The organism is Burkholderia sp. 9120, from assembly GCF_000745015.1.
Classification (GTDB): Bacteria; Pseudomonadota; Gammaproteobacteria; order Burkholderiales; family Burkholderiaceae; genus Paraburkholderia.
On sequence record NZ_JQNA01000002.1, the window covers coordinates 4516270 to 4541712 of the forward strand.

A 25443-nucleotide genomic window follows, 5' to 3' on the forward strand; every position below is an offset into this window, starting at 1 on the left:
ACGCTACCCGGTGTCCGTTTTGAAGCAAGCTTCGTCCTCCCCTGTTATGCAACATGCGGCGCTCGCGCTGCGGCCGTCGGCCTGTCCGGGGCTGCTGCGGATCGTCGTCGCGCGCGACGGGGGGCTGTGCCGGATCAAGCTGCCCGGCGGCGCGCTGAGCGTGGCCCAGGCGCGCGCGATTGCCGATGCGAGCGTGCTGCACGCCGCCGGCGCGATTGAGGTGACCAATCGGGCGAATCTGCAGGTGCGGGGCGTGCGCAGCGGGCAGGAGGCGGCGTTGATCGAGGCGTTGATGGACGCGGGGCTCGGGCCGAGCGGCGCGTTGATTGAGCGTGGGCTTGAGCCGAGCAGCGTATTGATCGAGGCCGGGTTTGGACCGGCCGACGCGTTGATTAAGGCGACGCCTGGGCCGACGGAGACGATGGCAGCCGCGAAAGCCGGCCACGTAAATCCAACCGCCGCCTACCCAGCGACCGCCCTCGCAGCCGACGATGTCCGCAACGTGATGATCAGCCCCGCCGCGGGACGCGATCCGTTTGCGTTGTTCGATACAGGTCCCCTTTGCGCCGAATTGCTGGCGTTGCTGCAAAGCGAGCCGCGTTTCGCGGCGCTGTCGCCGAAATTCGCACTGTTGCTGGATGGCGGCGAAAAGCTTGCGCGTATCGATCATCCGCATGACGTGTGGCTGGCGGCGACGCGAGATGTCGATCACGTGCGGTTTGTCTTCGGGCTAGCGGGTTACCCGCCTGAAACCGGATCGCAACACGCCGGCCACACCGGCGCTTTAGCTGCCGTGCTCCCGTCACAAGTCTGCGCGCTGATCCGCGCGTTGCTGCACACGTTTCTCGACCTCGCCGCAGCCGATGCCACGCGTATGCGTCACCTGCTCGCCACCCATTCTGCCGATGCGCTCCTGCACCACGCGCAACGCTACGTCGATTTCCCGCTGTCACGCGATGCGTCGCTAGCCCGGTGGCAACGCCGCACACCCGCCGACGCGACGCTCCGGCTCGGCGCACACGAGCAAAGCCAGCCGGACACCTGGCACGCAGGCGGCCAGCCGCCGCTCGGACGTCTCGACGCGGCCACTCTGCACGGCCTCGCCACGCTCGCCCAACAGCACGGCAACGGCACACTGCGGATGACGCCCTGGCAAAGCGTCCTGCTGCCCGACATCGCATCACACGCCGTGCCGGCCGTACTAGCCAGCCTGGCTGAACTCGGCCTCGCCACCGACCCCGCGCAGGCCATTACGCGTCTGATCGCCTGCGCCGGTTCGACCGGCTGCGCCAAAAGCCTCGCCGACACCAAAACCGACGCGCTGCAACTCGCGCCGCGCCTGCCCGCCGATGTCGACGTGCATCTGAGCGGTTGTCCGCGTTCGTGCGCCGCCGCGCATTGCGCGCCGTATACGCTGCTGGCGATCGCGCCCGGCGCCTACGACCTGTATCGACGCGACGGCCAGCCCGGTTTCGGCGCCTGCGTCGCGCATCGACTAACGATAGACGAAGCCGCCGACACGCTCGCACGCCTGGCCTCTATCGACGCCCCAATCAACGCCGCTATCGAGGCCTCAATAGACACCCCTATCGACGCCCCTATTCACGACGCCGATAAGCGACACCCACGAGCAAAACCCATGAGTAACCCCGATGCTTGACTACATCCGCGACGGTCAGGAGATCTATCGCCAATCTTTCGCGACGATCCGCGCGGAGGCCGATTTGTCGCGCATTCCCGCCGACCTCGACAAGCTCGCGGTCCGCGTGATCCACGCGTGCGGCATGGTCGACGTGGTCGACGCGCTGCGGTTTTCCGAAGGCGCCGGCACGGCCGGCCGCGCGGCGCTCGCGCAAGGCGCGCCGATTCTGTGCGATGCGGGCATGGTCGCGCAAGGCATCACGCGCGCGCGTTTGCCGGCGAACAACGAAGTGATCTGCACGCTCACGCATCCGGACGTGCCGTCGCTCGCGCGCGAACTGGGCAACACGCGCTCGGCCGCCGCGCTCGAATTGTGGCGCCCGCATCTGGCGGGCAGCGTCGTCGTGATCGGCAATGCGCCGACTGCCCTGTTCCATCTGCTCGACATGCTCGATGACGGCGCACCGAAGCCCGCGCTGATTCTTGGCTTTCCGGTCGGCTTCGTCGGCGCGGCGGAATCGAAAGCGCTGCTCGCGGAAAACAGCCGCGGCGTGCCCTATGTGGCGATCGAAGGCCGGCGCGGCGGTAGCGCGATGGCCGCCGCCGCCGTCAACGCGCTGGCCACGGAGGTCGAATAAATGACCGTGCGAGGACGTCTAGTCGGACTCGGTGTCGGCCCCGGCGACCCGGAACTCATCACGCTGAAAGCGCTGCGTCTGCTGAAGGCCGCGCAGGTGGTCGCGTACTTCGTCGCGAAGGGCAAGAAAGGCAACGCGTTCAGCATTATCGAAGCGCATCTGCACGACACGCAGCAACATCTGCCGCTGGTCTATCCCGTCACCACCGAAGCGCTCGAACCGCCGCTCTCGTATGAAGCGATCATCGCCGAGTTCTACGACGGCGCGGCGGAGATCGTCGCGGGCCATCTGGATGCGGGCCGCGACGTCGCCGTGATCTGCGAGGGCGATCCGTTCTTCTACGGTTCGTACATGTACCTGCACGACCGCCTTGCGCCACGCTATGAGAGCGAAGTCGTGCCGGGCGTGTGCTCGATGCTCGGCGGCGCGGCCGTGCTCGGCGCGCCGCTGGTGTACCGGAATCAGAGCCTGTCGGTGCTCTCCGGCGTGCTGCCCGAAGCCGAATTGCGCCGCCGTCTCGCCGATGCCGACGCTGCCGTCGTGATGAAACTCGGCCGCAATTTCGACAAGGTGCGGCGCGTGCTGGGCGAACTCGGTCTCGCAGATCGCGCGCTGTACGTGGAACGCGCGACGATGGGCAACCAGCGCATCGTGCCGCTCGCCGACGTCGATCCGATGGCGTCGCCGTATTTTTCGCTGCTGGTCGTGCCGGGGGAAAAATGGCAAGGATGAACGCACCCGCCATCGTGATTCTCGGCGCGGGCGCGTTGGAAACCGCGCGGCGCATTCAGACGCTGTATGCCGGCAGCCAGGTGTACGCGCTGCAAGGACGCGTAGCCGCCGACGTGTCGTATGCCGAACTCGCCGCGCAATTGCGCGAGCTGTATGCGAGCGGTACGCCGATCGTCGCGTTGTGCGCGGCCGGCATTGTGATTCGCTGCGTCGCACCGTTGTTGACGAACAAAGGCGTCGAGCCGCCGGTGCTGGCGGTGGCCGAAGACGGCAGCGCGGTCGTGCCGCTGCTCGGCGGTCTTGCCGGCGTCAATGTGATGGCGCGCGAGATTGCCGCCGCGTTGAAGGTGCCGCCCGCGATTACGACGAGCGGCGAATTGCGCTTCGGTACCTGCGTGCTCAATCCGCCGGACGGTTACGCGCTGGCGGATATCGGGCAAGGCAAACACTTCGTGTCGGATCTGCTGGCGGGGGAAAACACGCGCGTCGAAGGTGAAGCGCCGTGGCTCGACGACGCGCAATTGCCGCGCTCGGCATCGGCGCGTCTCGCGATTCGCGTGACGCCGCGTGCGTGGGATGGGCGTGAGGATGAGCTGGTGATTCATCCGCGCAGCGTGGTGGCGGCGGTGGCTGCTGGTGCTAGCGATGGCGATGGCGCTCGTGCGAGTGCATGCTCGTCAAGCGCCGAAATTGCGGCAAGCGTACGCGCCGCATTGAACGAACATGGCCTCGCGACGCTTTCACTAGCCGCCCTGCTCGCCGCCTCGGATCGAATGACGGACCCCGCATTGATCGAAGCCGCTTCGAGCCTGAACGTGCCACTGCGCTTCGCCCAAACCCGTCCCGAAGACGGCGCCCCGCCCAGCAACCTGCTGCACGCGGCGTTGCGGATCCCCTACGAAACCCTCCACGACGACCCCGACGCGGGCGTCGCGCTGGCACTCACGCCGCTCGCCATCGACGCGAACACGATCGGCATGGGACGCGGCCGCCTGACCGTCATCGGTCTAGGCCCGGGCAGCGCCGAGCTGATGGTGCCCGCCGCGCGCCTCGCGCTCGACCATGCGACCGATGTCCTCGGCTACGACACCTACGTGAAAATGGCCGGCCCGTTCCGCGCCGATCAGCGGGTCCACGGCACGGATAATCGCGAGGAATTGCAACGCGCGCGTCATGCGTTCGAGCTGGCAAGCGCGGGACGTTCGGTGGTGATGGTGTCGTCGGGCGACCCCGGCGTGTTCGCGATGGCCGCTGCGGTGCTCGAAGCGCTCGAAGCCGCTGGGAACGACGCGTGGTCTGCGGTCGAACTCGCCATCGTGCCGGGGGTGTCGGCGGCGCTGGCGACCGCCGCGCAAGCTGGTGCGCCATTGGGTCACGACTTCTGCATGCTGTCGCTGTCGGACAATCTGAAGCCGTGGAGCATCATCGAAACGCGTCTGCGGCACGCCGCCGAAGCGGATCTCGTGATGGCGTTCTATAACCCGATTTCGCGTGCGCGTCCGTGGCAACTGGATAAGGCGCTGGATATCGTGAGAGGGTATCGCGCGGCGGCGACTCCGGTGGTGTTGGGGCGCGATATCGGCCGGCCCGGCAGCACGTTGCGTACGCTCACGCTGGGCGAACTGCGCTCGTCCGACGTGGATATGCGCACGATGGTGATCGTCGGATCATCGACGACGCGGCGCTTTGCGAAAGGTGTTGAAGGCGGCGAATGGGTTTATACGCCGCGATGGTATGAGTGACGCGGGATGAGTGACGTGGGATGAGCAGACATGATGCGCTGGCTGATACAAAAAATCAGCCGCCGCATCATCGCTTCATCCCTTCGTTCAACGCGCACATCTGCACACCGTCAACCCGCGCCAGGTCGTCCAGAATCGTGAAGTGATTGCATTCTGGCAACGGCACGAACGCAACCGTTTCCCCCGCCTGTCGGCACGCCGCCACATAGTCCTCCGAATGCCGGACCAGTTCCGGCAACTCCGCCGTGCCGACCGTAACCGTCATCGGCACCCCTTTGCCGATGTGCCGCATCGGGCTATAAGCCGCGATTTCAGCGGGCGTGAGTTGCAGTTTGTCGTTGAGCCATGACAGCGCAATCGGTTCGAGATCCACCAACGCGCTGATCGGCATGGCGTGCACCACCGCTTGGTGTGCCCGGTACAACGCGCTTAGTTGGCCGCCCGCCGAGTGTCCGGCGAGGCAGATCGGACCGCGCATGCCGAGTCCGTCGCGATCGGCCGCGAGCGCGGCGAGCAACGCGTCGATCTCGCCGACGATCTGCGTCATCGACGCCTCGGGCGCCAGCGTATATTCGGCCAGCACGACATTTAAGCCGCAACCCAGCGGCCCGCTCGCGACGAACGCGAAATCTTCCTTGCTGCGCGCCTGCCAGTAACCGCCGTGGATGAATACGAAAACCGGTGCGTCGGTCTGCCCGCACGGCAGCCAGTCGAAGCGTTGGCGCGGCAGCGGTCCGTAGCGAAGGTCGCGCCGGCATGGCACGGCCTCATACAGCGCCGTGCTGCGGGCTTGAAAGCCGAGCATGCGCTCGGCGACGTCCGCCACCGCCGCCACGTTGTCGTAGGCGGCGCGCAATGCCGTTCGATCCATGCCACGGTAAAGCTCGGTCATGATGTTCCTGAATGGTTCACTGCTTCACGGCCTCAGTGCCGGACAGCACGCTTAACAAGCCTAGGCCGCCACTTTCAAATCGTCGATAGCCCGTTGCCGCACGCCCAGATCGTCCCACAACTCCGGATGACACGTGAACACCAGAATCTGATGTCGCGTGGCCGCGTCGAGCAGCGCGCGCTTGATCGCGTCGCGGCGCGCAGCGTCGGTGTGCACGGCCGCGTCGTCGAGCATCAGCAAGGTTGGACGGCCTGACGCCTTCAGCAGGTCCGCGTAAGCGAGCCGCGTCAGGATGCCGAGTTGTTCGCGTGTGCCGAAGCTCAGCGCGTCGAGCGTATCCGCGCGGCCGTAACGGTCTAGCGTCGCGGGACTCAGATCGTCGCCGAGCGCGATCGTCGATTGCGGGAAAATTCGGCGCAGGTAATACCCGAGCCGCTCGGTCAACGGCGCACGCAATTGCGCGACTGCAGAGTCGCGTTCGTCGACGAGCACTTCGTCGAGCAGACTCAATGCGCCGGCTCGCAGGCTCAACTCTTCCTTGCGACGCGTGGCCTGTTCGACACGCGCCTCCAGCGCCGCCAACCGTTCACCGAGCCCGGACGCGCCGACGGTTTCCAGTTGGCTGCGCAACTGCGCGATTCGCACCTGACGCTCATGCTGCTCACTGCGCACCAGATCCGCCGACGCGCGATAACGCTTCGCCTCCGCCGCCGGATCGTCGAGCCGCGCCGCCTGCAATTCGCGCTCGCGCGCTTCCTGCTGCTTGCGCTGCGCGTCGACCTGGACGCGTTGTTCGACGATTTTCGTCTGCCATTGCGCACGGTTGCGGCAGAAGGTTTCATCGCTCAACTGCGCTTCCTTGCGCTGCAATTGCGCAGCCAGCGATTCCGCGTTGGCGACGCCGGTGGATCGTTTCTCCGCCGCCAGCGACAACACCTTGCGCGCCGCCTCCAACGCATCGCGCGCGGTCCCGGCGTTGCGGCGCGCTTCGTCGAGCGGCGGCGCGGCGGAGACGTCGGGCAAATGCTTCAGCCGGTCGTTCGACGCCTGCCAACGCGCAGCCGCCGAAGCCAACGCCGCACGCAGCGCGTCGATGCCTTGCGGTGCGTGGACTTTGAGAATGCCAGCATGACTCTTCTGCTGCGCGACGAGCGCCTTCCACTGTTCGCGCCTGAGTTCGCCTTCAACGAGCGACGCCACACCCAGCGCCTGCAGCAACTGCGTATGCTGCGCTTCCAGCGACGCCAGTTCGGTCAACTGCGCGGACAGGTCCGAAACGCCCGGAATCACCCGCAATTCACCGAGTTCGCCGAGGCCGATCAACTTTTCTTCGTCGACACGCAGCACGCCGTCGCCGTTTATCGTCCTCTCGTTGACGGTCAGCGCGCCGGTCAGCCTGTATTCGATGCGTGTCATCGCCGCTTCGGTGCGGGCACGCAAAACGGTCAATTCGCCGTCGAGCTTGGCGAGCTGTTTCAGCTTCGTCTCGTCGATTTCGACAGCCGCCGCTGCGCGAGCGGCTTCGAGCACGGCGTCATTCGCCTGGCCGGCGGCCTGGATGGCCACGTCGAGACGCTGGCTTTCCGTCTCGTAGAGGCCGATCTGATTGCGCAAGTCGGCTGCGGTTACGGCCGCGTTCGCAAGATCGAGCGCACGGTCGGCCGCCACCGACGCCAGCTCGAATTGCGCGACGCTTGTCTTGGCTTGCTCGTGATCGGCCTGTACCGCCGCGACGCTGGCTCTTTCAATATCAAGTTGCTGCCGCTCACGGGCCACAGTCGCTTCCAGCTCCGCCGCGCCCTGTTCCTGCTGCAACGACAGCGACAGTTCCGCTTCGCTCAGTTTCAGCGACTGCACCAATCCCTGCAGCCCGCGCTCCATTTCCGCAGCGGCCTCCGCACGCTGTTGCGCCAGCACGGCCTTCTGCTCATGAAGCTCCCACGGACGCTTGCGCTCGGTGTCTTCAAACGTTTCCTGCTGCGTCGCGAGCCGTGCAATGTTCTCTTCAAACTGCAGACGCTGCTGTTCCAGTTCGTCGCGGTCCTCAATCAAACTGGCGAGCGTCTGTTCCGCTTCGGCCAGCGGCCCGGTGGATTTCTGCGTGCGCGCGGTGAGCAATTGCCGGAGTTCGCGTTGCACGGCGACGATCAACGCATCCTCGCCGGCCGATTCGCTGCTGCCCGACAATTGCGACAACGCATCGCGCAGATACTGCGCCGCGTGGCCGGTGGAGTCGCGCACCTCCTGCGTGCCGCCTTGTTGCACCCACAACAAACCCGGCACACCCGCGTTCTCGGCCTTCAACGGCCCACGCGCGGCACGCGAAAACCCGAGCAACGCAGCGAGTTTGTCTTCGGCTTCGTCTTCGCCGAACACGCTCTGGCCGATCTTCAACTCGCAGCGCTGCCGCGTGACGAACTGCTTCGACAACCGGCAGGCAGTGCCGTCCAGATTGAAACTGACTTCCACCGACGGTTGTCCGCTCGCCTTGCCCCACGGCAATAAATCCTTCAGATGCGAAGCCTTGTAGCGCTCCAGAAACACCACGCGGACCGCTTCGGCAATCGTACTTTTACCGGCCTCGTTCGGCCCGACGAACAGGTTGAGTCCCGGTTGCAGATCGTCGATAACAATCCGCCCCGCGAACTGCTTGAATTCCTGAATCGCGATACTTTCCAACTTCATGCGGACCTCGCTTCGCGCGGCAGTTCACGTTGAAAACGCGCCAGAAGCAACAACGCTTCCGCCGCGCGCTTGACCTGTTGCGGATCGGACTGCGGGTCTTCCTGCAAGCCGCGCAGACGCGCCACCACTTTCGCGAGATAACCGCTTTGCGCGCCGAGTTCCGCGAGGTCGTCGGCGGTGGGCAGCACTTGCAGGCCGCTCAGATCGACGCGCAACGCGCGCACGCGCGCACGGGCTTCTTCGACCGCGACATGAATCGCTTCGGCGTCCGCCAGCGCGGTCGTGCCGCTCACGGCCACGCGCAGCACGTCATGGCTACCGAGCGCCGCGAGACGCGTTTTGAGCGCGTCCACGTCGGTCGGCACCGCGATCGTTTCGTCCCAGCGATGCCACTGATATTGACCGACCCGCACTGCATCGACGACCGGCGCGGTGCCCGGTTCGCTTATGGTCACGTCGAGCATGAAGCCCGGATCGTTCGCGCGGAACCGGTCCTGCTCGTGCGTGCCGGCGTACCAGGTGCGCTCGTCGACGCGCAGATGACCGTGCCAGTCGCCCAGCGCGAGATAGTCGAGACGCGCGCTCACGGCGCGCGTCGGCGCGATGGGATTCGACGAGTCGATGCCTTCCTGCAGAATGCCGCTCACGCTGCCGTGTGCCAGGCCAATGCGGTGATAGCCCGCTGGCGTCTCCGTCGTATCGAAGAAGCCGGTGGTGTCGTCGTAGGTGATGCGTTGCGTGAGGGGCGCGCACAGCAACGCACAGCGGCAATCGTCGAGCAGCACCACGCCGGGTTCGAGCACCACGCGCACGTTCGGCGCGATGCAGTTCAGACGCTGCGCGCGGGTCCACACGCTCTCCACCAGCGCCGCGTCATGATTGCCCGGCAGCATGATCCACGCTCCGCTGAACGCCTGCAGCGCACCGAACAGACGGCGAATCACCGTATCCGACACGGTCTGCAGATCGAAAACGTCGCCCGCGACGAGCACCGCGTCGACCTTGCGCGCGGCGGCTTCCGTCGCGATGCGGCGCACGGTTTCGAAACGCGCCTCCGCGAGATGCGCGGCTTCGTCCGGCTCGAACTGGCCGAATTGCGTGCCGATCTGCCAATCCGCGGTGTGCAGAAACCTGATCACTGTGCCTCCATGGCGTTCACATTGCGTTCTATTACACGACCTCGCAGTCTAACCGCGAATGTTACCGCGCCGACGCGGTAAAGCGAGTCCCGCGCCGCGCGATTGGCGCATGGACCGGCGAGCGGCGCTACACTCGCGTGTCTGGACGGGCGCCGACCGTGCCGTCTCATTGCCTCAGACCCGAACCCTGCCTAATCGCCGATGAATAAAGCAATCGAACTGAAACAGGCCAAGCGCACGCCCTTACTCCTGTTGCTCGCCGCCGCCTGCGTTTTCGTGGTGACCGCGTTCATGCCGCGTGGCGTGTGGGTGGACGGCATCAAGGCCGTAGCCGAAGCCGCGATGGTCGGCGCGCTCGCCGACTGGTTCGCGGTGGCCGCGCTGTTTCGCCGCGTGCCGATCCCGATCGTCTCCGCGCACACCGCGATCATTCCGCGCAATAAGCATAAGATCGCCGACAACCTCGCGGTGTTCGTGCAGGACAAATTCCTCGACGTGTCCTCGCTGGTCGGCCTGATCAAGCGGCACGATCCGGCGCGGAGCATCACCGGCTGGCTGACCGAGCCGGCCAATACCGCACGCCTCGGCGACTACGTCGTGAAGCTCACCGGCGGCATTCTGGAATTGACCGACGACGTGCGGATTCAGAGCTTCATCAAGGACGCGCTGCGCGACGTGCTCACCAAGGTGGACCTGTCGCAATCGATGGGCTCGATTCTCGATACGCTCACCAAAGACGGCCGCCACCAGGAGTTGCTCGACGCCGGCATCGAACAGGTGGTGATGCTGCTGCGGGAACCGCAGGCGCGCGAGTTTATCGCCGAGCGGATCGTCGACTGGGTCAAGAACGAGTATCCGAAGATGGAGAAAATTCTGCCCTGCGCGTGGCTCGGCGAGAAAGGCGCGGAAGCGATCGCCAATACCGTGGACCGCATGCTGCAGCAGATCAGCGACAACCCCACCCACGAATTGCGCGACCGGTTCGACGAGGCCGCGCACAAGCTGATCGTCAAGCTGAAGACCGATCCGGCGTTCCTGCAGAAAGGCGAAGACCTGAAGCGCTATCTGGTGGAAGGCGAAGCGCTTAGCACGTATGTGAAAGACATGTGGGGCGAGTTGCGCGCCTGGCTCAAGCGCGACCTGCAGAGCCCTGATTCCGCTTTGCATCCGCGTGTGATGGCCATGGGTCAATGGGTCGGCCGTGAACTCGCGAATGATCCCGCGCTGCGGCAATCGTTGAACGATCATCTGGAAGACGCAGCACGCGCGATGGCGCCGGAGTTCGCGCAGTTCCTCACGCGTCATATCAGCGATACGGTCAAGAACTGGGATTCGCATGAGATGTCGCGGCAGATCGAATTGAATATCGGCAAGGATCTGCAGTACATCCGGATCAATGGGACGATTGTCGGCGGGTTTATTGGCTTGTTACTGTATGGGAGTTCATTGCTGTTTGAGGTGCTGCGCGCGCACATTCAGTGATTTGCTGGGCGCGACCTTATCAGGCAAGCGACGTTGCTATGCTTTTTTTCCACCAATTGATGTCTACTCAATCTACTAATGACGAGCCTTTACTCGATTCGCCGTGCCCGCCCCACCGATCTACCGACAATCTATCTCGGTGAGCTGGACTACATCCGGCAGATCGAGCCGCAGCAAGAAACACGCTGGACGGGTGGGATGCAATTTCATCTGAAACAATGGACGACCGATCTCGATCGCATGTTCATCGCCGAATCGGGTGACACGTCGGTGGGCTATTTCTTTTGGGAAATCCACGGCGAAGCGGCGGTTCTCGCATCGATTTACGTCATCCCGGATCGGCGTGGCAATGGGCTCGGTCAGCAACTGCTCGCGCAGTTCATCGCCGATGCCCGTGCGCAGGGTTTTAGCAAACTAACGCTAGGGGTGAAGGCTGACAATCCGGCTCGCCGTCTCTACGAAAAAGCAGGCTTTAGCTATACGCATGACGAACACGGCTATCGTCATTACGTCTATCCGACGGCGGAGCGGATAACGGGCGCGGAAGCCTAAGCGTCTCAGGGAAACATTGAGCGACTGACCTAAACCCGCATCCCGGCCAGAATCTGCTCCGCGAGAAAATCGCAAGGCGGCCGGTCCGATCGGGCGCTGCGGGCAAGCACCACCTCGAGATCATCCAGCGGCGGCAAGCCTTCGTTTTGCGACAACTGAGCCAGGTGCGCCGGTACGCTGCACCTGGCAAGCGGCGCGACCGCGAGCCCGGCGTCCACCATGCTGATCAGGCCCAGCAGACTCGGGCTTTCGTACGACATGCGATATTTAATGCTCTCCCGCTGCAGCGCGCGGATCGCATTGGCACGCGCCGTACTCCCCTGCGCGAACACGGTGATCGGCAGCGGGCGCTCCTTCCACACTTTTCTCGCGGACGACCCCACCCACACCATCGGCTCGAAGCGGATGAATTCGCTCGCGACGCCCTTTACTTTGGTGATGCAGGCGAGGTCCAGCGTATTGTCTTTCAGCAACGCGACGAGCGCGGTACTGGCAAGGCCGATGACCCGAATGTCGACGCGCGGATGCGCCGCCGCGAATTTTCTCAGCACCTGGGGCAGCAACGACGAAGCGTAGTCGTCGGGAACGCCGATGGTGACGCGCCCCTTCATCTCCGGACGCACGATCGACGCCCAGGCTTCCTCCCGCATGGCCAGCATGCGACGGCCATAGCCCACGAGCGTCCTGCCCTCCGCCGTAATCACGACGTTGCGCGTACTGCGCTCGAATAGCGGCTTGCCGAGCGCGTCTTCCAGCGCCTTGATCTGCATGCTCACCGCCGACGGCGACCGGTGCACCGACTCCGCACCGCCCACGAACGATCCCGTCTCGGCGACCGCCACCACCATTTCCAGCACATCGAGATCGAGTTTTTTCATATTCGTCAGAAAATCTGAGCAATGGGTTCAGTTTAATGCGTTTTACTTGAAACTGCATCGAACCGATACTGTCAGCGACGATCTCTTGAAGGAACTGGTGAACATGCACGGTACGGCGTCGATTTACGGATTTCTCGCGGTAGGCGGCATGCTGGCCGTGACACCGGGTCCGAATATGGTCTACGTGATGTCGCGTTCAATCGCGCAAGGCCGCACCGCCGGACTGATATCGCTGGCTGGGGTGATGCTTGGGTATCTCTTCTATATGTTTTCAGCCGCGTTCGGCATTACGGCGCTGTTTTTAAGCGTGCCGTATGCAGGGAGCGTTCTCGGTGCGGTGGGCGCCGCGTATCTGTTTTATCTCGCGTGGCAGGCGGTGAAACCGGGTGGCCGCTCTCCGCTGGAGGTGCGCGATCTTCCTCGCGAACAACCTCGCCGGCTTCTCGCGATGGGCGCCACCACCAGCCTGTTGAACCCCAAGCTCGCGATGATCTTTCTGTCGCTGCTGCCGCAATTCATCGACTATCAGGCGGGCGGCGTGTTGAGGCAATCGCTGGTGCTCGGGTCGTCGTTGATCGTTGCGTTCGCATCGGTTAATGGCTTCGTGGCGATCTGCTCCGGGAGTATGGCGACGTTTCTCGCGAGCCGCCCCGGACTTCTGCTCGCGCAGCGCTGGGTCATGGGTTGCGTTCTGCTTGCCCTCGGCGGACATATGGCGATCGATGCCGTGAGGCTGGCGGGCGGGCAATGACTCGACTTCTTGACGACACGACACGACACGTCACAACACGTCAGATCGACTCAGCGAGCGCGCGTTGACGCAACACCCCTAAGGATAAGATCGATGCCCGCGACAAAATCGGCACGGTCGTCGTGCGTGGGCAACTGGCTCGCCACGCTGCGGGTGAACGGGTACTCATCCGGATCGAGTTCAGACCACACGGTCGACACCTCACCCAGAAAGTTGGAGCGATCGAGTCCTTGCTCCCGGGCGAAATGCGTATTCGCCGCGTTCTGCCCGCCGACACCGACGATGTAACTCAGCAACGCCGACACCGTGGCCCACTCTTCTTCGCGCGGTACACCCAGCGCCCTTAACTGCTGGCCGATGCGCTCGAACACGCGCACCGTCGGCAACTGCCCGGGGGCACGTGTGAGTGCCGAGCCGACCCATGGGTGTTCGTCGATCGCGTCGAACATCGCCAGCGCCAGCGCGCGAATGCTTGCTTCCGGCGTCGTGCCGTCCACGGGCGCGTTCATCGTTTGAGCGACGATGGCGTCGCACGCGGCAGTCAGCAGTTCGCCCTTGCTCGCGATGTGCCAGTAAATCGCACCGGGACCGGTAGCGAGCCGCTCCGACAGCGCGCGGAACGTCAGCCCCTTCTCTCCGCTGCTGTCGAGGACCTCGATCGCGGCCTCAATGATTCGCTCCGGTGAGAGCGAATCCTCTCGACGTTGAACGCTACGTGCTTTCTTTGCCATGCTTCGTCTTGACACTTCTGGAATGTTGTTCCAATATTACTATGGAATGACGTTCCAGAGACTGCCTTCAGCAGGTTTTCTGGCGATCTCCGACTGCTAAGGGAATCAGGATGGACACTTCAATTGCGATTATCGGTGCGGGACTCGGCGGGCTGACGCTGGCGCGGGTTCTCCACGTTCACGGCATCGCCGCGACGATCTACGAAGCGGAAGCCTCGGTCGACGCGCGAGCGCAGGGCGGCATGCTGGACATTCACGAAAACAACGGGCAATTCGCGCTCAAGGCAGCGGGACTCTTCGATCAATTTCTCGGCATCATCCACCCGGGCGGTCAGGCAACGCGAATGCTCGACAAGGACGGCAAGGTTCTGTTCGACCATCCCGACGACGGCACGGGCGGTCGACCTGAGGTACCCCGAGGGGAGCTTCGCCGGATTCTGCTTGAGTCGCTGCCTGCCGACTCGGTGCGCTGGGGGCACAAGGTCACGGAGGTGTCCGCGCTTGCCGGTGGACAGCACGTGCTGAAGTTTGCCAACGGCGCTACGGTCACGACCGATCTACTCGTAGGCGCCGACGGCGCATGGTCGAAAGTCCGCGCGCTTGTTTCGGATGCGAAGCCGGCGTACGTCGGCACATCGTTCATCGAGACTTACCTGTTCGACAGCGACACCCGTCACGCGGCAAGCGCGGAAGCGGTGGGTGGTGGCGCGCTGTTCGCGATGACGCCGGGTAAGGGCATTGCCGCGCACCGTGAGCCTGGTGGCGTGCTGCACACGTATGTGCAGTTAAACAAGCCCAAGGACTGGATCGACAGCATCGACTTCTCCGAGCCGGCGACGGCCTTGGCTCGCGTGGCAGAAGAATTCGATGGATGGGCCGCGGAGTTGAAAGCGTTGATAACCGATGGTGAAACCGACCCGGTGCCGCGCCCTATTCATGCGCTGCCGGTCGAGCACCGATGGTCGCGCGTGCCCGGCGTGACGCTGCTCGGCGATGCGGCGCATCTGATGGTGCCGTCCGGCGAAGGAGCGAACCTCGCCATGTTCGACGGCGCTGAACTGGCGAAGGCTTTAGTCGCTAATCCGGGGAATGTAGAAGCGGCGCTTGTCGCGTACGAAAAAGAGTTGTTTCCTCGCAGCGCGCTCGAAGCCCGAGAGGCGGAAGGTATTCTCGATATCTGTCTAGGCCCTAACGCGCCACGGCGTCTGGTCGACCTGTTGACCAATCATCAGGCTGTCGAATAGCGGGACCATTCAGCACATCGCGTTACCGTCGATTGAAGCGATTACCCGCCGGCCCGCTTCGCGCTGTGGCCGTATTTTTTGAGTGCTTCGATGACGCGCTCGCAATGATCGCCCTGCACTTCAATCACGCCGTCCTTGACCGTTCCGCCCGTGCCGCAGGCCGTGCGCAATTGCTTGCCGAGCACGGCCAACGCGAGAGGATCGAGCGCCAACCCTTTGACGATTGTCACGCTCTTTCCGCCGCGGCCTTTGGTTTCGCGACTCACTCGCACGACGCCGTCACCTGCCGGTAATGTTCTGGCAGCGGTCTTGCAAACGCATTGCGCGAGTACCTGCCGGCAGTCGGGACACATCCGCCCGCCTTCGGTCGAATAGACGAGGCCGCCTTTTGAACTGCTCTTCATGATTGGCTTACTGGAAGACTTGGAGATCGGGAACGCGAGGAGTTTAGCAGGTGCGTTGGTGCAATCGTCTCAGCCTTGGAATCAGGCCTGACTGCCGACCTCTTGTCTGGCGTCGCCGGTATTTCAGAGCCACGAAATAAGGGCGCCGGTCGTAACGACCCGGCGCCCCGCGCGATTGATTCGCCTATTCGCGGCTCGATCGCGACTAGTTCTTCATCTTGACCAAGCCGCTACTACTGGCGACTACTGGCCCGCAGCCGGCGACACCACGCTCGGCCTTGCCAGCGTGTTATTGCTCTTCGGCGCGCTGTTGGTCGACGTACTGTTCGTGCTGCTCGGCAGGCCCGAATTCGGCGCGCCCATCACCCTGCCGCTATCCGAGTTAGGCGTGCCTGGCGTACCGTAGCCGCTGTTAGCACCGTTGATCGGGTTCATCTGGTTCGCCGGACTTGCCGTGCTCCCTGATGACCCGCCGCTGTTCGAACCGCCGGCCGCTTGTGCATAAGCGCCGCCCGACAACGTGAGTGCGGCGACGGCCGCGATTAATGCGCTGGTTGCCTTGTTCATGATCCATCCCTCCTCGATCGGATTGGACTATCGACGCAGACGAATATCGCCTGCTTGACCATGAATCGAGCAAGCGGTGTGCCGCGAGATTGTGGGGATGCATCGAAGGCAGCGCGAATGCGTGTGTGGCTGCTGCAAAGTGGATGCTTTTACCGCGCGGATTCGGGTTGAACGCTTTAAGGTCGGAAAAATTCGGACTTTTTGAGTCGTGCGGCGAGGTTTGCATGAGCAGAAACTAACTGATTCCTCCCCTGATTGCCCTAGGAAATGACCATGACGGCGGCAGCATTCAGCGAAGAAAATTGAGTACATGGTAATTTGGTCAAGCCGGATTCCGTGTAGCATCGCGACCCACCACCACATTGCTGGCCCTTAGGAGGTTCATGTATGAAAGCTCTCTGCGAATGGATGTTCAAGCACCATAACTTCAAACCCTCTTCGCACGAGAATCATGTCCGACACGACCAACGATCCGCTTCGCTTTTCCACGATTGCACATCGTGACCATCACTATCTGAGCCCGCTTTCACGCATCAAAGCTCATCAATGCTTGCAAAGCCTGACCTGCAATCTCTCCGCCGACGACATCGTGCTCGACGCCGGTTGCGGCAAAGCCGCGCTGTTGCGCGATGCGCTGCAGATGTCGCCGGTGCGCGGCGTGGGCGTCGATATCAATGGATGCTTTCTCGACGAGGCGCGCGCTCTTTTTCAACGGGACATGCCGGACGATCCACGGCTATGTTTGATCAATTCGCCGCTGCTCGACCATGCGCGTCCGAACGAAGGCTACGCGGCGATTCTCTGTGTGGGATCGACGCATGCATTTGGTTCGTTCGAAGAATGCCTGCGCGTTAGTTTCGACTGGCTCAAGCCCAATGGCCGTTTGCTGATTGCCGATGGTTTCTGGAAGCAGGCGCCCTCGCAAGATTACCTGCAAGTTCTTGGCGGTACGGTCGATGAGTTCGTCTCCCATGCTAAGAATGCCGAACGCGCGCGTGACTGGGGGTATCACCTGCTTCGTACCGCAACCAGTAGCGATGACGAATGGGACGAGTACGAGGGCAAGTACTGCAATGCGATGATGCAGTACCTTGTCGCGCATCCGGACGATCCGGATTCGGAAACATTTCTAAACCGGATGCAGGGGTGGCATCAGGCTTATCTGGAATGGGGACGGGCTACGCTCGGCTTTGGTTATTACCTGCTTTCAAGGCCGTAATCGAGATTTGAAAGCGTGACCCGGTCGGCCATTTTTTGCGGACCGGGTTCGCCGTGGGGTATCGCTAGTCATTGCAGGCGGGCACGAGTCGATACGCAGACCGCCACCAAGTGCGACTGCTTTCACAGGAAAATCCCAAAGTGTTTGGCCAGTGCTTGCCGTCTCTCACCGACCGACGTGAGTTCCATCACGTTCCGCGACTCATTGTCGGTCTCGATCAGTTGAGCGCCGCTCAACGTAATTCGTCCGGACGATGTAGCACGTGAACAGATTTCTTTCCTGGTGAAATGGGACTGGTCAGAGGTCTGGTGATACACGCACATTTCATCGAAGTCTGAGATGCGGCGCGACTCGGTCGAAAACTTGAAAGATGGCTTCATCACATCGTTCATAGCCCTGCTCCCGGCCATTACCGTGAACGTGTCTCCGTCTCTTTGAATGCGATAGATGCGGTGGTCCCGCGTCTGATCGCCCGCATCGGACAGCTTCAACGGGGCCGTAAATGAATCGCCAAAACCAACGTCGGCAAGATACCGGTCTCCGTCAAGATCGACCAGAAGAGCCATGTGGTCGAATAGCGGACCCGTTGTACCGTCCTCCCTGAACACCTCTGCCGCAACCATAGTCACGTCGAAGCCGATATCGGTCAACAAACGCGCGAACAGTCCATTCAGTTCATAGCAAATTCCGCCACGCTTCTGTTCCACGATTTTCGTAAAGAGACGATCTTCCTCAAGGACGATCTTCCGACCGAGATGGATGTCCAGGTTTTCGAAGGGAACCGCCCGCATGTGCGCTCGATGCAGACTCTGGAGCGTCGCAACGTCAGGCCCGGGAGTCTCGTGGAAATCAAGCCGCGTCAAATATTGGTTGATTTTCATATCTATTCGAATGAATCAATTATTGGACAGATGGTCGTCGTTCTTCAACAAACTGTCGAAGATCCCTAAGTGGCAGGCAAGTACCTTTTTTGGCCGGGAATATCGGCAGCGTTACCCTATGCGTGCTCAAGTTGCGCCAACGAGGGCTGTCGAGACTCATCATTGTGATTGTCTTTGGGGCATTCAAGCGTTTCAGGCACGGCACTACATTGCCTTCCATTCACGTCGCAACAAACCGTAAAGCGCGCTATCCGTGAGCACGCCGTTCACGACGCAACTTTCGCGGAGATGGCCTTCCTTGGTGAACCCTATACGCTCCAGGCTCCTCGCAGAGTTTATGTTTCGAGGATCGATGTCGGCCTCGACCCGGTTGAGGTCGAGTTCCGAGAATCCGTAATTCAGAAGCGCAACGAGCGCCTCGTGCATGTAGCCTCGGCCCCATGCGTCTGAGACAAGGCCGTAGCCGACTTCGGCGCTTCGACATTCCTTATTCCAGTCAAACAGTGTGCATATCCCAATCAGAGCTTCGTCTTCAATGCGCTCAACGCCGAGTCGAATGCGCTCATTGGCTGCCATGGCCTTGATATCCCGATTGATCATCGCGTGGGCTTGATCGATCGAATCCCACAGCGGAGTGGTGCCAAACTGCATGAAATTCTGATCGGAGAAAATAGCTAGCACGGATGGTGCATCGCGATCTCGGAGCGGCCGGAGCAGCAACCTGTTCGTTTGCAACGTGATCTCACTGAACGCCGGCGAATTGCGACTGGAGGCGAACGCAGCGCCCCGCGACGCGGCTGGTTCTATCGGATTTTCAAGCGTCATTTCAATGTGTGATTCGTCCACTTTCTGGATTGACAGGCAGAAGGCCTGGAGGCTGGCGCAACGGCTCGATACCGCGAAATCCATCCGCTTGTGCAAAATATGCGAGAGCTAATTCGGACGTAGCACCGAATAGCGGACACTGACCGTCCCCTCATGAACCACCTCCCCGCGACGTATCAACCCGATCTTCTCAGCGACCCGCATCGAACTAACATTCCTTGCATCGATCTCAGCCACAACTTCGAGTAGTTCCAGCGTTGCGAACGCATGCTGAAGCACCGGCCGAGCGGCTTCCGTCGCGATACCGGAGCCCCAAACTTTTCGTGGCAAGCGCCATCCGATTTCAATCTCGGATCCTGACGCATCGGTGGGAATCAAAAGAACCCACCCTAAAAAGTCGGTCGGGTCAGCTCGAGATCTGATCGTCCAATAACCCATCCCCGCCGGGTAGCTGGCGAGCGTGCGCGACTCGACGAACGCCCGGTGTTTCAGACGATCCCCCCATGGACCTACGACGAAGCGCGTCACCTCTGGATCATTATCCATGGCGAGACAGTCGTCTGTGTCAGCCAGCGTGCGTGGCCGCAGAATCAGGCGTTGAGTTTCGAATACAGGCTGCAACCGTGCTCTCCTGACCAGTACTGCGCTCACCCGAGGGATTCGAGGCGTTTCAGCTTCTGCAGACATGGGTTAGATAGATCCCAAAGCTCTGGGAAGACTTCGATCGGTACGAAACCCATCCGCTCGTAATATGCACGCATTTGAGCATAGTGTAGGTTGGGAGTTGTAGTCGCGATACTCTTGACCTTAAAAAATCAGCCGCCTTGTGCGACGAGCGAGTTTTCCGCACGAGAAAGAATCTGTGCTGCAATTCCCTTATTGCGCACCGTCGCACGTGTGCACCTTCGCTGAACGCATGGCGACAACTTCGCAGAAAATCGACATAATGCGCCCGCGTGGAATGCACGCCGAAGCACAATCGCAAAAGAAGGGATCCTCGTAGCACTATGAAATCTCGTCTGAAAGCATATCTTGCCATCGGAGCTCTTGCCGGCTTCCTGGCCGCGCCATGTGGCTCAGCATCACAACGAGCGGAGCCCGCCCTCAAGACCGTTGAGTCCTCTCGACCGCCGTATGTCGCCAGAATCGCAGGCACTGCGCTGATTTCGATTGCATTGCCACCGAAGCTATTACGGCTGGACATGAATGCCGAGAATTCGATCGCGTCCGAAACCGGAGATTTCAAACCGGCACGCTATTCATTTCCTGACGCGGCTGTTCCGCAATCGGTTCTCCGTGACCTGACCAGAATCTATAGTTACGATCGTCGACGAGACGTTCCGATTGTCTCTTCCGGAGGCGACTGGGTCATTGCGGAATATTTCGTGGCGGGCTCTCATGTCCCCATGTCACGATACCGATTGCTGGGCAAGCAGGTCCAGCGTCAGGAACAACTGGACCGGACCGGACGAACGACCCGGATCATCGCGATTGGCTGGGCCCGCTCGTCCGCGGCGGAAGATGACGAGACGGCAGACATGTCAAAGCTCGGCGAACATCCTGTTTGGATTCGAGTATTCAAGGTGTCTCCCGCAGGAAAAAAGTCACTCGTTGCATTGGCCTGGCGACGGCAGGGTTTCACCGCTGCGCCCGCGATCTATGACGAACCGGACGACAAGTCACTCATGTTTGGTCTACCGGATGGCACAGTAAAGTGGCATACCAAAGCCGAATTCTTGAAAGCACAGGATATCGATCTCAACGCGAGAAGATTGTCGGGATGAGTCGTATCAACAGCAAAGTCGCCGGCAGATTTTTGATCAACAGGTGCCATGCGTAACGCACCAATAATGTGGACTAGCCGCTGCAGTCGTTCTGATCGCTTTGCCATGTCCGCACAGTTCACCAAACCGCTTGTCATCAGGTTGACCATCCACGCCATGCGCTCGAATGGGTCTTCCTGACCGAACCAAGACGAACGCCAAGCCTCCTGGGTTCGCCTCCCTATTCACCCGCCCTCTCCAAAGCAGACGCTCCAACCGCTCAACCGAGGGCGCAAAACCGATACGTTATAAAATGCTCATCGGTTTCCACTGCCCGGAAACCCAGCCCCTCATAAAAACGCATCGCCCCTTGATTGCACAAAAAACATGACAACGTCAACGGCCGACTCGACCTCGACGCGTCTGACATTAACGTTCGCATGACCTCTCGACCGATCCCCCGACTGCGATATTCTGGCCGCAGAAGCAACAGCGACAAATGAACTTCTCCGACGTCATCCTTTAGCGCAACATACCCTACGTCTGCCGAACCCAGCGTGACCGCAATGAACTCAGGATCACGATACGACTGATTGAATCGATCTTTCTGGAAGTTCTCGTCCCAGCCGAATGTCTGATCGATATGTTCGTGAAGCGACACTTTGTAGAGTGCGAATAGCGCTTGCCTATCGACAACACCCTCGGCCATCGGGCGCAATCCAATTGCGCTGGCGTTAGAGCCAGGCAGCGGTGTGGTATTCATCGTGCAGATCAGCTAAATATGTGCGAGGAAGTCAATCTAAAATCATCCGGCGAGCCTCCCATCGCCGTCTTGACAGGCGACGCCGTTAAAGTCAGTTTGCCAAAACCGCTGTAACCGGAAGGAGGTCATCGTTACCTCCGCGTCTCACGCTGGTGGCCTAACCCACCACCTCCCGGCACAGCGTACGAATAGTGATACTCATCACTAACTGCACCTTTGAACTCGTCGGCGTGAGGCACTAACCGGGTTCGTAAGAAACCGAGCGTCTCGATCAATGCGATTGAAGCCGCATTCCGGGTGTCGATCTCTGCGTCCACGCGAGCCAGTCGAAAACCTGCGACGACTTCCGCTATCGATGCGCGAATCGCCTCGCTTGCAACTCCCTGTCGGCGATGCGCCGCAAACACGAAATAGGCGACAAGGGCGCGCTGCTCAAGAGGCTTGACCGTGAATTGTATGTAACCGAGAAATTCCCGCGTCGCTGCCGAGCTTATTACCCAGTTGAGCCATGCCTCCTGGCCATCCGGCGATCGACGGCGTTCCAGGCGTCGATATCGTTCCTCGAGAGCCGCCACGTCCTGGTAAGGTATATCTGGCGTGAAATCGTAGCTGGGCACATCGCTCAGTCCGGCGAACATTTCTGCGGCATGGTTGGCCTTCAGCGGAAGCAGGATCAACCGCTCCGTTTTGATAAGCTTTTCGTCAAGTTGATCCATGCGCTTTTTTCTCTTGTGCTCTGCCAAGGACCATGGCCTCACCTGGACCGACACGAAACATGTCGCCACAAAAAATCACTTCACACGAACCCACGACCCCCAATCCCCCCGGAGCTTTACAACATAGGTACATGCCACCCAAATAAAGAAAACAGCGAGCGTCACTCCACCAGCACGATCAAAAAGCGTTGCATACTCCGGCGCTGCCCCCGAAGCAATCCAGAGACCGGCGAGGCTAAACACCGCAGACCCTGTTAAACCACAAATCGAATGCAGCGTACTTTTTGTCATCTGAATTTCAACCTGTGAAAGAAAGTTCACCCGCCGAACCGTGCATTTAATCAACGGTACAGGTGCGTCTCACCCAGTCCCTGAGTGGAACCATGCCGGCGTCATATATGCGTTATGAATTCCCGAATTATTCCGGGAACCTCGTCGATCTATCTGACCGGACCGAATTGTCGGCATTTCTGGGCCGCTTGTCGAGTGCCCGTAAATAGCCAAGCCAGAAAGCTCAATCAAACCGCGAGCGGGCCAACACGCCGACGTTTCAGAATATGCGAAACAGGTCGTCTTTCGGATACGGCAGCGCCAGTTCCGGCATTTCATTCCTTTTGAAATACCGAATTGACTTTGTTTCAGAATCGAAAGGCACGCCGGAACCACCAACGATCTTGCATTGAAACAACGTCACGACATACTCAACCTGGTCGCCATTAGGGTAGGCGTATCGAAACGCATGCCCACCAAAGACACCGAGAATGGCGTGGATGCGAACGGCATATCCCGTCTCCTCCATGACCTCCCGAATGATGGCTTCCTGCGGACTTTCTCCCAATTCGATTCCGCCAGCCGGCAGGCTCCAGGCTTCACCGGAGGACTTTTCCTGAAGGAGCAGTTCTCCTTCCTCGTTATGAATCACTGCCGCAACGGAGGGACTCAAAATCAGTTCGTTGCCAACCTTTCTCCGCAGCCAGCTCATATAGCTTTCGTTATCGAAAAACGGCATGCCCCTAAACCCTCGAAAAGTTCTTATCGGCCGATAGTCAGCAACTCACACGCATCCACCTGGGCGGCATCGTCCCCTCACGCGAACCCCACCTGATCGCGCACCACCCCACCCTGCCCCTGATGCTCACCAAACTGCAACGCGGCAAGCTGCGCATACAGCGGCGAGCTAAGCAGAAGATCGGCATGCCGCCCCTGCGCGACGATACGACCTTGCTCAAGCACAATAATCCGGTCCGCTTGCTGCACCGTCGCAAGACGGTGCGCGATAACCAGTGTCGTGCGATTCTGCGCGGCGTTATCCAGCGCCGTTTGCACGAGCCTTTCGCTCGCGGCGTCGAGCGCACTGGTCGCTTCGTCCAGCAGCAAAATCGGCGGGTTCTTCAGAATCGCGCGCGCGATCGCAATGCGTTGACGCTGTCCACCCGACAAGCGCACGCCGCGTTCGCCGAGAAACGTGTCGTAGCCTTCCGGCAGTTCTTCAATAAATCTCGCCGCCGCAGCCATGTCGGCCGCGCGCTGTACTTCCGCGAGCGTGGCGTCGGGCGCCCCGTAGCGAATGTTGTCGAGCACGCTGCCCGAAAAGATCACCGACTCCTGCAGCACGACCCCGATGGCCCTGCGCAACTCGACGAGCGGCACCTGTTGCGTCGGAACGCCGTTGATCAGAATGCTGCCGGTCTGCGGATCGTAAAAACGCAACAGCAGTTGAAACAGCGTGGTTTTGCCGGCGCCGGAGGGTCCAACCAACGCAACATGCTCGCCGGCGCGGACATCGAGTGAAAGACCGGAAAGCGCGGCAATGCCCGGACGCGACGGATACGAAAAGCCAATGTTCTCGAACCGGATACCGTCGCCACGCGCAGGCAACGGAACCGTGGTCTGCGCCTCCACCACCGGCGAGCGTGCCGCCAGCAATTGCAGCAGACGTTCGGTCGCGCCGGCCGCCCGCTGCAGATCGCCCCACACTTCGGCGACAGCGCCAACCGCGCCGGCCGTGAACACCGCGTAAAGAATGAACTGGGACAATTGACCCGCCGTCATCCGCCCGGCCAGTACGGCTTGCGCGCCGAGCCACAACACGAAAACGATCGCCGTGAACACCAGCACGATCACGACCGCGGTCAACCACGCACGCGCCCGAATCCGCGTCAGGGCGGTCTCGAAGGCCGTCTCCACGGCACCGGCAAAACGCCGCGCCTCGTACGGGCCTTGCGTGTACGACTGCACGGTCGGCATCGCATTGAGCACCTCGCCGGCCAGCGCGCTGGCGCCCGCCACCTTGTCCTGGCTGGCGCGCGAGAGCCGCCGCACGCGTCGACCGAAAATAACGATGGGCGCCACCACCACGATCAGCGTCGCGATGATGTAACCGGACAGCACCGGACTGGTCACGGCCAACATCGCCACGCCGCCGGTCAGCAAAAAGAAGTTGCGCAAGCCCAGCGACAGGCTGGTGCCCACCACGGTCTGGATCAACGTGGTGTCCGTGGTGAGTCTCGACAGCACCTCGCCGGTCTGCGTGGTCTCGAAGAATTGCGGGCTCATCTCGAGCACATGGTCGTAGACCGCGCGCCGCAAGTCGGCCGTAACGCGCTCGCCCAGCCACGACACGAGGTAAAAACGCAGCGCCGTGGCGCCGGCGAGCACCAGCGACACGCCAAACAGCGCGAGGAAATAGCGATCGATATGCGTGCGGTCGCCCGCGGCGAAGCCATGATCGATCAGATATTTGAACGCCACGGGCAACAGCAGGGTCGCGCCCGCCGACGTCACCAGCGCGAGGAACGCCAACGCCCAGCGCCCCGCATAGGGCCGCAGGAAGGGCAACAGCGAGAACAGCGGACCGATACGGACCGGGCGCGCGACAGCGTCTGACATGAGGGTTCCCAAGCGGATCGAAGAAGAAATCATCCGATTGTGCCAGCACCGATGAACCCGTTGCGAACTCCGCTGACAGACACGTCGCCCTCACCGCAGCGAACGGCTCATCACCCGGCAGCAATCGCCAACGGCAAGCTATGCGTCATAACTAAAAAGCAAAGCATAAATGAGTGTTTGTCGCCGCCCTATCCGCCGGTCTTTAATAACAAACTCGCCGTCGCGAGGCAGCGTCTTGGCGGATCGGTTCGCTATCCGGATCGCTGGGCAACACGTATCCGCCCTGAGGTGGTTCGACCTGTGCTGACT

At 61.3% G+C, this 25443-nt stretch carries 24 protein-coding genes; 10 read left to right on the forward strand and 14 right to left on the reverse strand.

The window, feature by feature from the left end:
• Positions 1-46 precede the first annotated feature (46 nt).
• Genes cobG through cobJ form a run of 4 tightly spaced genes read left to right on the forward strand, consistent with a single transcriptional unit; the run spans position 47 to position 4753 of the window.
• Positions 47-1660, forward strand: coding sequence for a precorrin-3B synthase (gene cobG, locus FA94_RS28255; protein WP_081936187.1), 1614 nt, complete (start codon positions 47-49; stop codon positions 1658-1660).
• Positions 1653-2279, forward strand: a complete 627-nt coding sequence (locus tag FA94_RS28260) for a precorrin-8X methylmutase (protein ID WP_035557536.1) — start codon at positions 1653-1655, stop codon at positions 2277-2279. The genes cobG and FA94_RS28260 overlap by 8 nt, the downstream gene beginning before the upstream one ends.
• A complete protein-coding gene (locus tag FA94_RS28265) occupies positions 2280-3011 on the forward strand; it encodes a precorrin-2 C(20)-methyltransferase (protein ID WP_035557538.1) in 732 nt (243 codons plus the stop codon). It abuts the gene before it with no gap.
• Entirely contained in the window at positions 3008-4753 is a 1746-nt protein-coding gene (gene cobJ, locus FA94_RS28270; protein WP_081936188.1) for a precorrin-3B C(17)-methyltransferase, read from the forward strand. Before FA94_RS28265 ends, cobJ begins: the two co-directional genes overlap by 4 nt.
• A gap of 67 nt (positions 4754-4820) precedes the next feature.
• On the opposite strand, the gene FA94_RS28275 is transcribed toward cobJ, so the two are convergent.
• From FA94_RS28275 to FA94_RS28285, 3 genes are read right to left on the reverse strand one after another with little or no spacing between them, the layout of a single operon-like run.
• Positions 4821-5645, reverse strand: a complete 825-nt coding sequence (locus FA94_RS28275; protein ID WP_035557544.1) for an alpha/beta hydrolase — start codon at positions 5643-5645, stop codon at positions 4821-4823.
• Positions 5646-5705: 60 nt separating this feature from the next.
• On the reverse strand, positions 5706-8330 hold the full coding sequence (locus tag FA94_RS28280; RefSeq protein WP_035557547.1) for an AAA family ATPase: 2625 nt from the start codon (positions 8328-8330) through the stop codon (positions 5706-5708).
• Positions 8327-9469, reverse strand: coding sequence for a metallophosphoesterase family protein (locus FA94_RS28285; RefSeq protein ID WP_035557550.1), 1143 nt, complete (start codon positions 9467-9469; stop codon positions 8327-8329). Before FA94_RS28285 ends, FA94_RS28280 begins: the two co-directional genes overlap by 4 nt.
• A gap of 201 nt (positions 9470-9670) precedes the next feature.
• Here FA94_RS28285 and FA94_RS28290 point away from each other — a divergent pair, with 201 nt between their 5' ends.
• Positions 9671-10951, forward strand: a complete 1281-nt coding sequence (locus tag FA94_RS28290) for a DUF445 domain-containing protein (protein ID WP_035557553.1) — start codon at positions 9671-9673, stop codon at positions 10949-10951.
• Between the two features lie 78 nt (positions 10952-11029).
• On the forward strand, positions 11030-11503 hold the full coding sequence (locus FA94_RS37415; protein ID WP_051980821.1) for a GNAT family N-acetyltransferase: 474 nt from the start codon (positions 11030-11032) through the stop codon (positions 11501-11503).
• Positions 11504-11532: 29 nt separating this feature from the next.
• On the opposite strand, the gene FA94_RS28300 is transcribed toward FA94_RS37415, so the two are convergent.
• Positions 11533-12381: a LysR substrate-binding domain-containing protein gene (locus FA94_RS28300; RefSeq protein ID WP_035557556.1), complete on the reverse strand. Its 849-nt coding sequence runs from the start codon at positions 12379-12381 to the stop codon at positions 11533-11535.
• 103 nt (positions 12382-12484) lie between these two features.
• Here FA94_RS28300 and FA94_RS28305 point away from each other — a divergent pair, with 103 nt between their 5' ends.
• Positions 12485-13132, forward strand: a complete 648-nt coding sequence (locus FA94_RS28305) for a LysE family translocator (protein ID WP_035563264.1) — start codon at positions 12485-12487, stop codon at positions 13130-13132.
• 50 nt (positions 13133-13182) lie between these two features.
• Here the strand turns inward: FA94_RS28305 and FA94_RS28310 are convergent, their stop codons facing one another.
• Positions 13183-13863, reverse strand: a complete 681-nt coding sequence (locus FA94_RS28310) for a TetR/AcrR family transcriptional regulator (RefSeq protein WP_035557559.1) — start codon at positions 13861-13863, stop codon at positions 13183-13185.
• Positions 13864-13973: 110 nt separating this feature from the next.
• Between FA94_RS28310 and FA94_RS28315 the strand changes: the two genes are divergently transcribed.
• Positions 13974-15107 (forward strand): FAD-dependent oxidoreductase, encoded by a 1134-nt coding sequence (locus FA94_RS28315; RefSeq protein WP_035557562.1) that lies wholly within the window; start codon positions 13974-13976, stop codon positions 15105-15107.
• A 41-nt stretch (positions 15108-15148) separates the two neighbouring features.
• On the opposite strand, the gene FA94_RS28320 is transcribed toward FA94_RS28315, so the two are convergent.
• Together FA94_RS28320 and FA94_RS28325 are read right to left on the reverse strand one after the other, a co-directional pair.
• Entirely contained in the window at positions 15149-15511 is a 363-nt protein-coding gene (locus FA94_RS28320; protein ID WP_035557565.1) for a translation initiation factor Sui1, read from the reverse strand.
• Between the two features lie 243 nt (positions 15512-15754).
• A complete protein-coding gene (locus FA94_RS28325; RefSeq protein ID WP_035557568.1) occupies positions 15755-16078 on the reverse strand; it encodes a hypothetical protein in 324 nt (107 codons plus the stop codon).
• Positions 16079-16529: 451 nt separating this feature from the next.
• On the opposite strand from FA94_RS28325, the gene FA94_RS28330 reads away from it, so the two are divergent.
• Positions 16530-17297, forward strand: coding sequence for an SAM-dependent methyltransferase (locus FA94_RS28330; protein ID WP_035557571.1), 768 nt, complete (start codon positions 16530-16532; stop codon positions 17295-17297).
• A 122-nt stretch (positions 17298-17419) separates the two neighbouring features.
• On the opposite strand, the gene FA94_RS28335 is transcribed toward FA94_RS28330, so the two are convergent.
• The 3 genes from FA94_RS28335 to FA94_RS28345 all read right to left on the reverse strand — a co-directional run bounded on the left by FA94_RS28335 (position 17420) and on the right by FA94_RS28345 (position 19624).
• The gene (locus FA94_RS28335) at positions 17420-18178 is read right to left on the reverse strand and encodes an arylamine N-acetyltransferase family protein (RefSeq protein ID WP_035557574.1); all 759 of its coding nucleotides are present in this window, start codon (positions 18176-18178) and stop codon (positions 17420-17422) included.
• A gap of 204 nt (positions 18179-18382) precedes the next feature.
• The gene (locus tag FA94_RS28340) at positions 18383-19087 is read right to left on the reverse strand and encodes a GNAT family N-acetyltransferase (RefSeq protein WP_231585047.1); all 705 of its coding nucleotides are present in this window, start codon (positions 19085-19087) and stop codon (positions 18383-18385) included.
• 24 nt (positions 19088-19111) lie between these two features.
• Positions 19112-19624 carry a GNAT family N-acetyltransferase gene (locus tag FA94_RS28345; protein WP_035557577.1) on the reverse strand — a complete coding sequence of 171 codons (513 nt, stop codon included), beginning with the start codon at positions 19622-19624 and terminating at the stop codon, positions 19112-19114.
• A gap of 386 nt (positions 19625-20010) precedes the next feature.
• On the opposite strand from FA94_RS28345, the gene FA94_RS38850 reads away from it, so the two are divergent.
• A complete protein-coding gene (locus FA94_RS38850; RefSeq protein ID WP_156126724.1) occupies positions 20011-20787 on the forward strand; it encodes a hypothetical protein in 777 nt (258 codons plus the stop codon).
• Positions 20788-21046: 259 nt separating this feature from the next.
• On the opposite strand, the gene FA94_RS28355 is transcribed toward FA94_RS38850, so the two are convergent.
• From FA94_RS28355 to FA94_RS28375, 4 genes are all read right to left on the reverse strand, one after another.
• A complete protein-coding gene (locus tag FA94_RS28355; protein ID WP_081936190.1) occupies positions 21047-21529 on the reverse strand; it encodes a GNAT family N-acetyltransferase in 483 nt (160 codons plus the stop codon).
• A gap of 131 nt (positions 21530-21660) precedes the next feature.
• Positions 21661-22245, reverse strand: a complete 585-nt coding sequence (locus FA94_RS37420) for a GNAT family N-acetyltransferase (RefSeq protein ID WP_051980824.1) — start codon at positions 22243-22245, stop codon at positions 21661-21663.
• Positions 22246-22795: 550 nt separating this feature from the next.
• Positions 22796-23254, reverse strand: a complete 459-nt coding sequence (locus FA94_RS28370) for an NUDIX domain-containing protein (protein WP_035557582.1) — start codon at positions 23252-23254, stop codon at positions 22796-22798.
• Between the two features lie 77 nt (positions 23255-23331).
• Entirely contained in the window at positions 23332-25134 is a 1803-nt protein-coding gene (locus FA94_RS28375) for an ABC transporter transmembrane domain-containing protein (protein WP_035557584.1), read from the reverse strand.
• Positions 25135-25443: the final 309 nt, after the last annotated feature.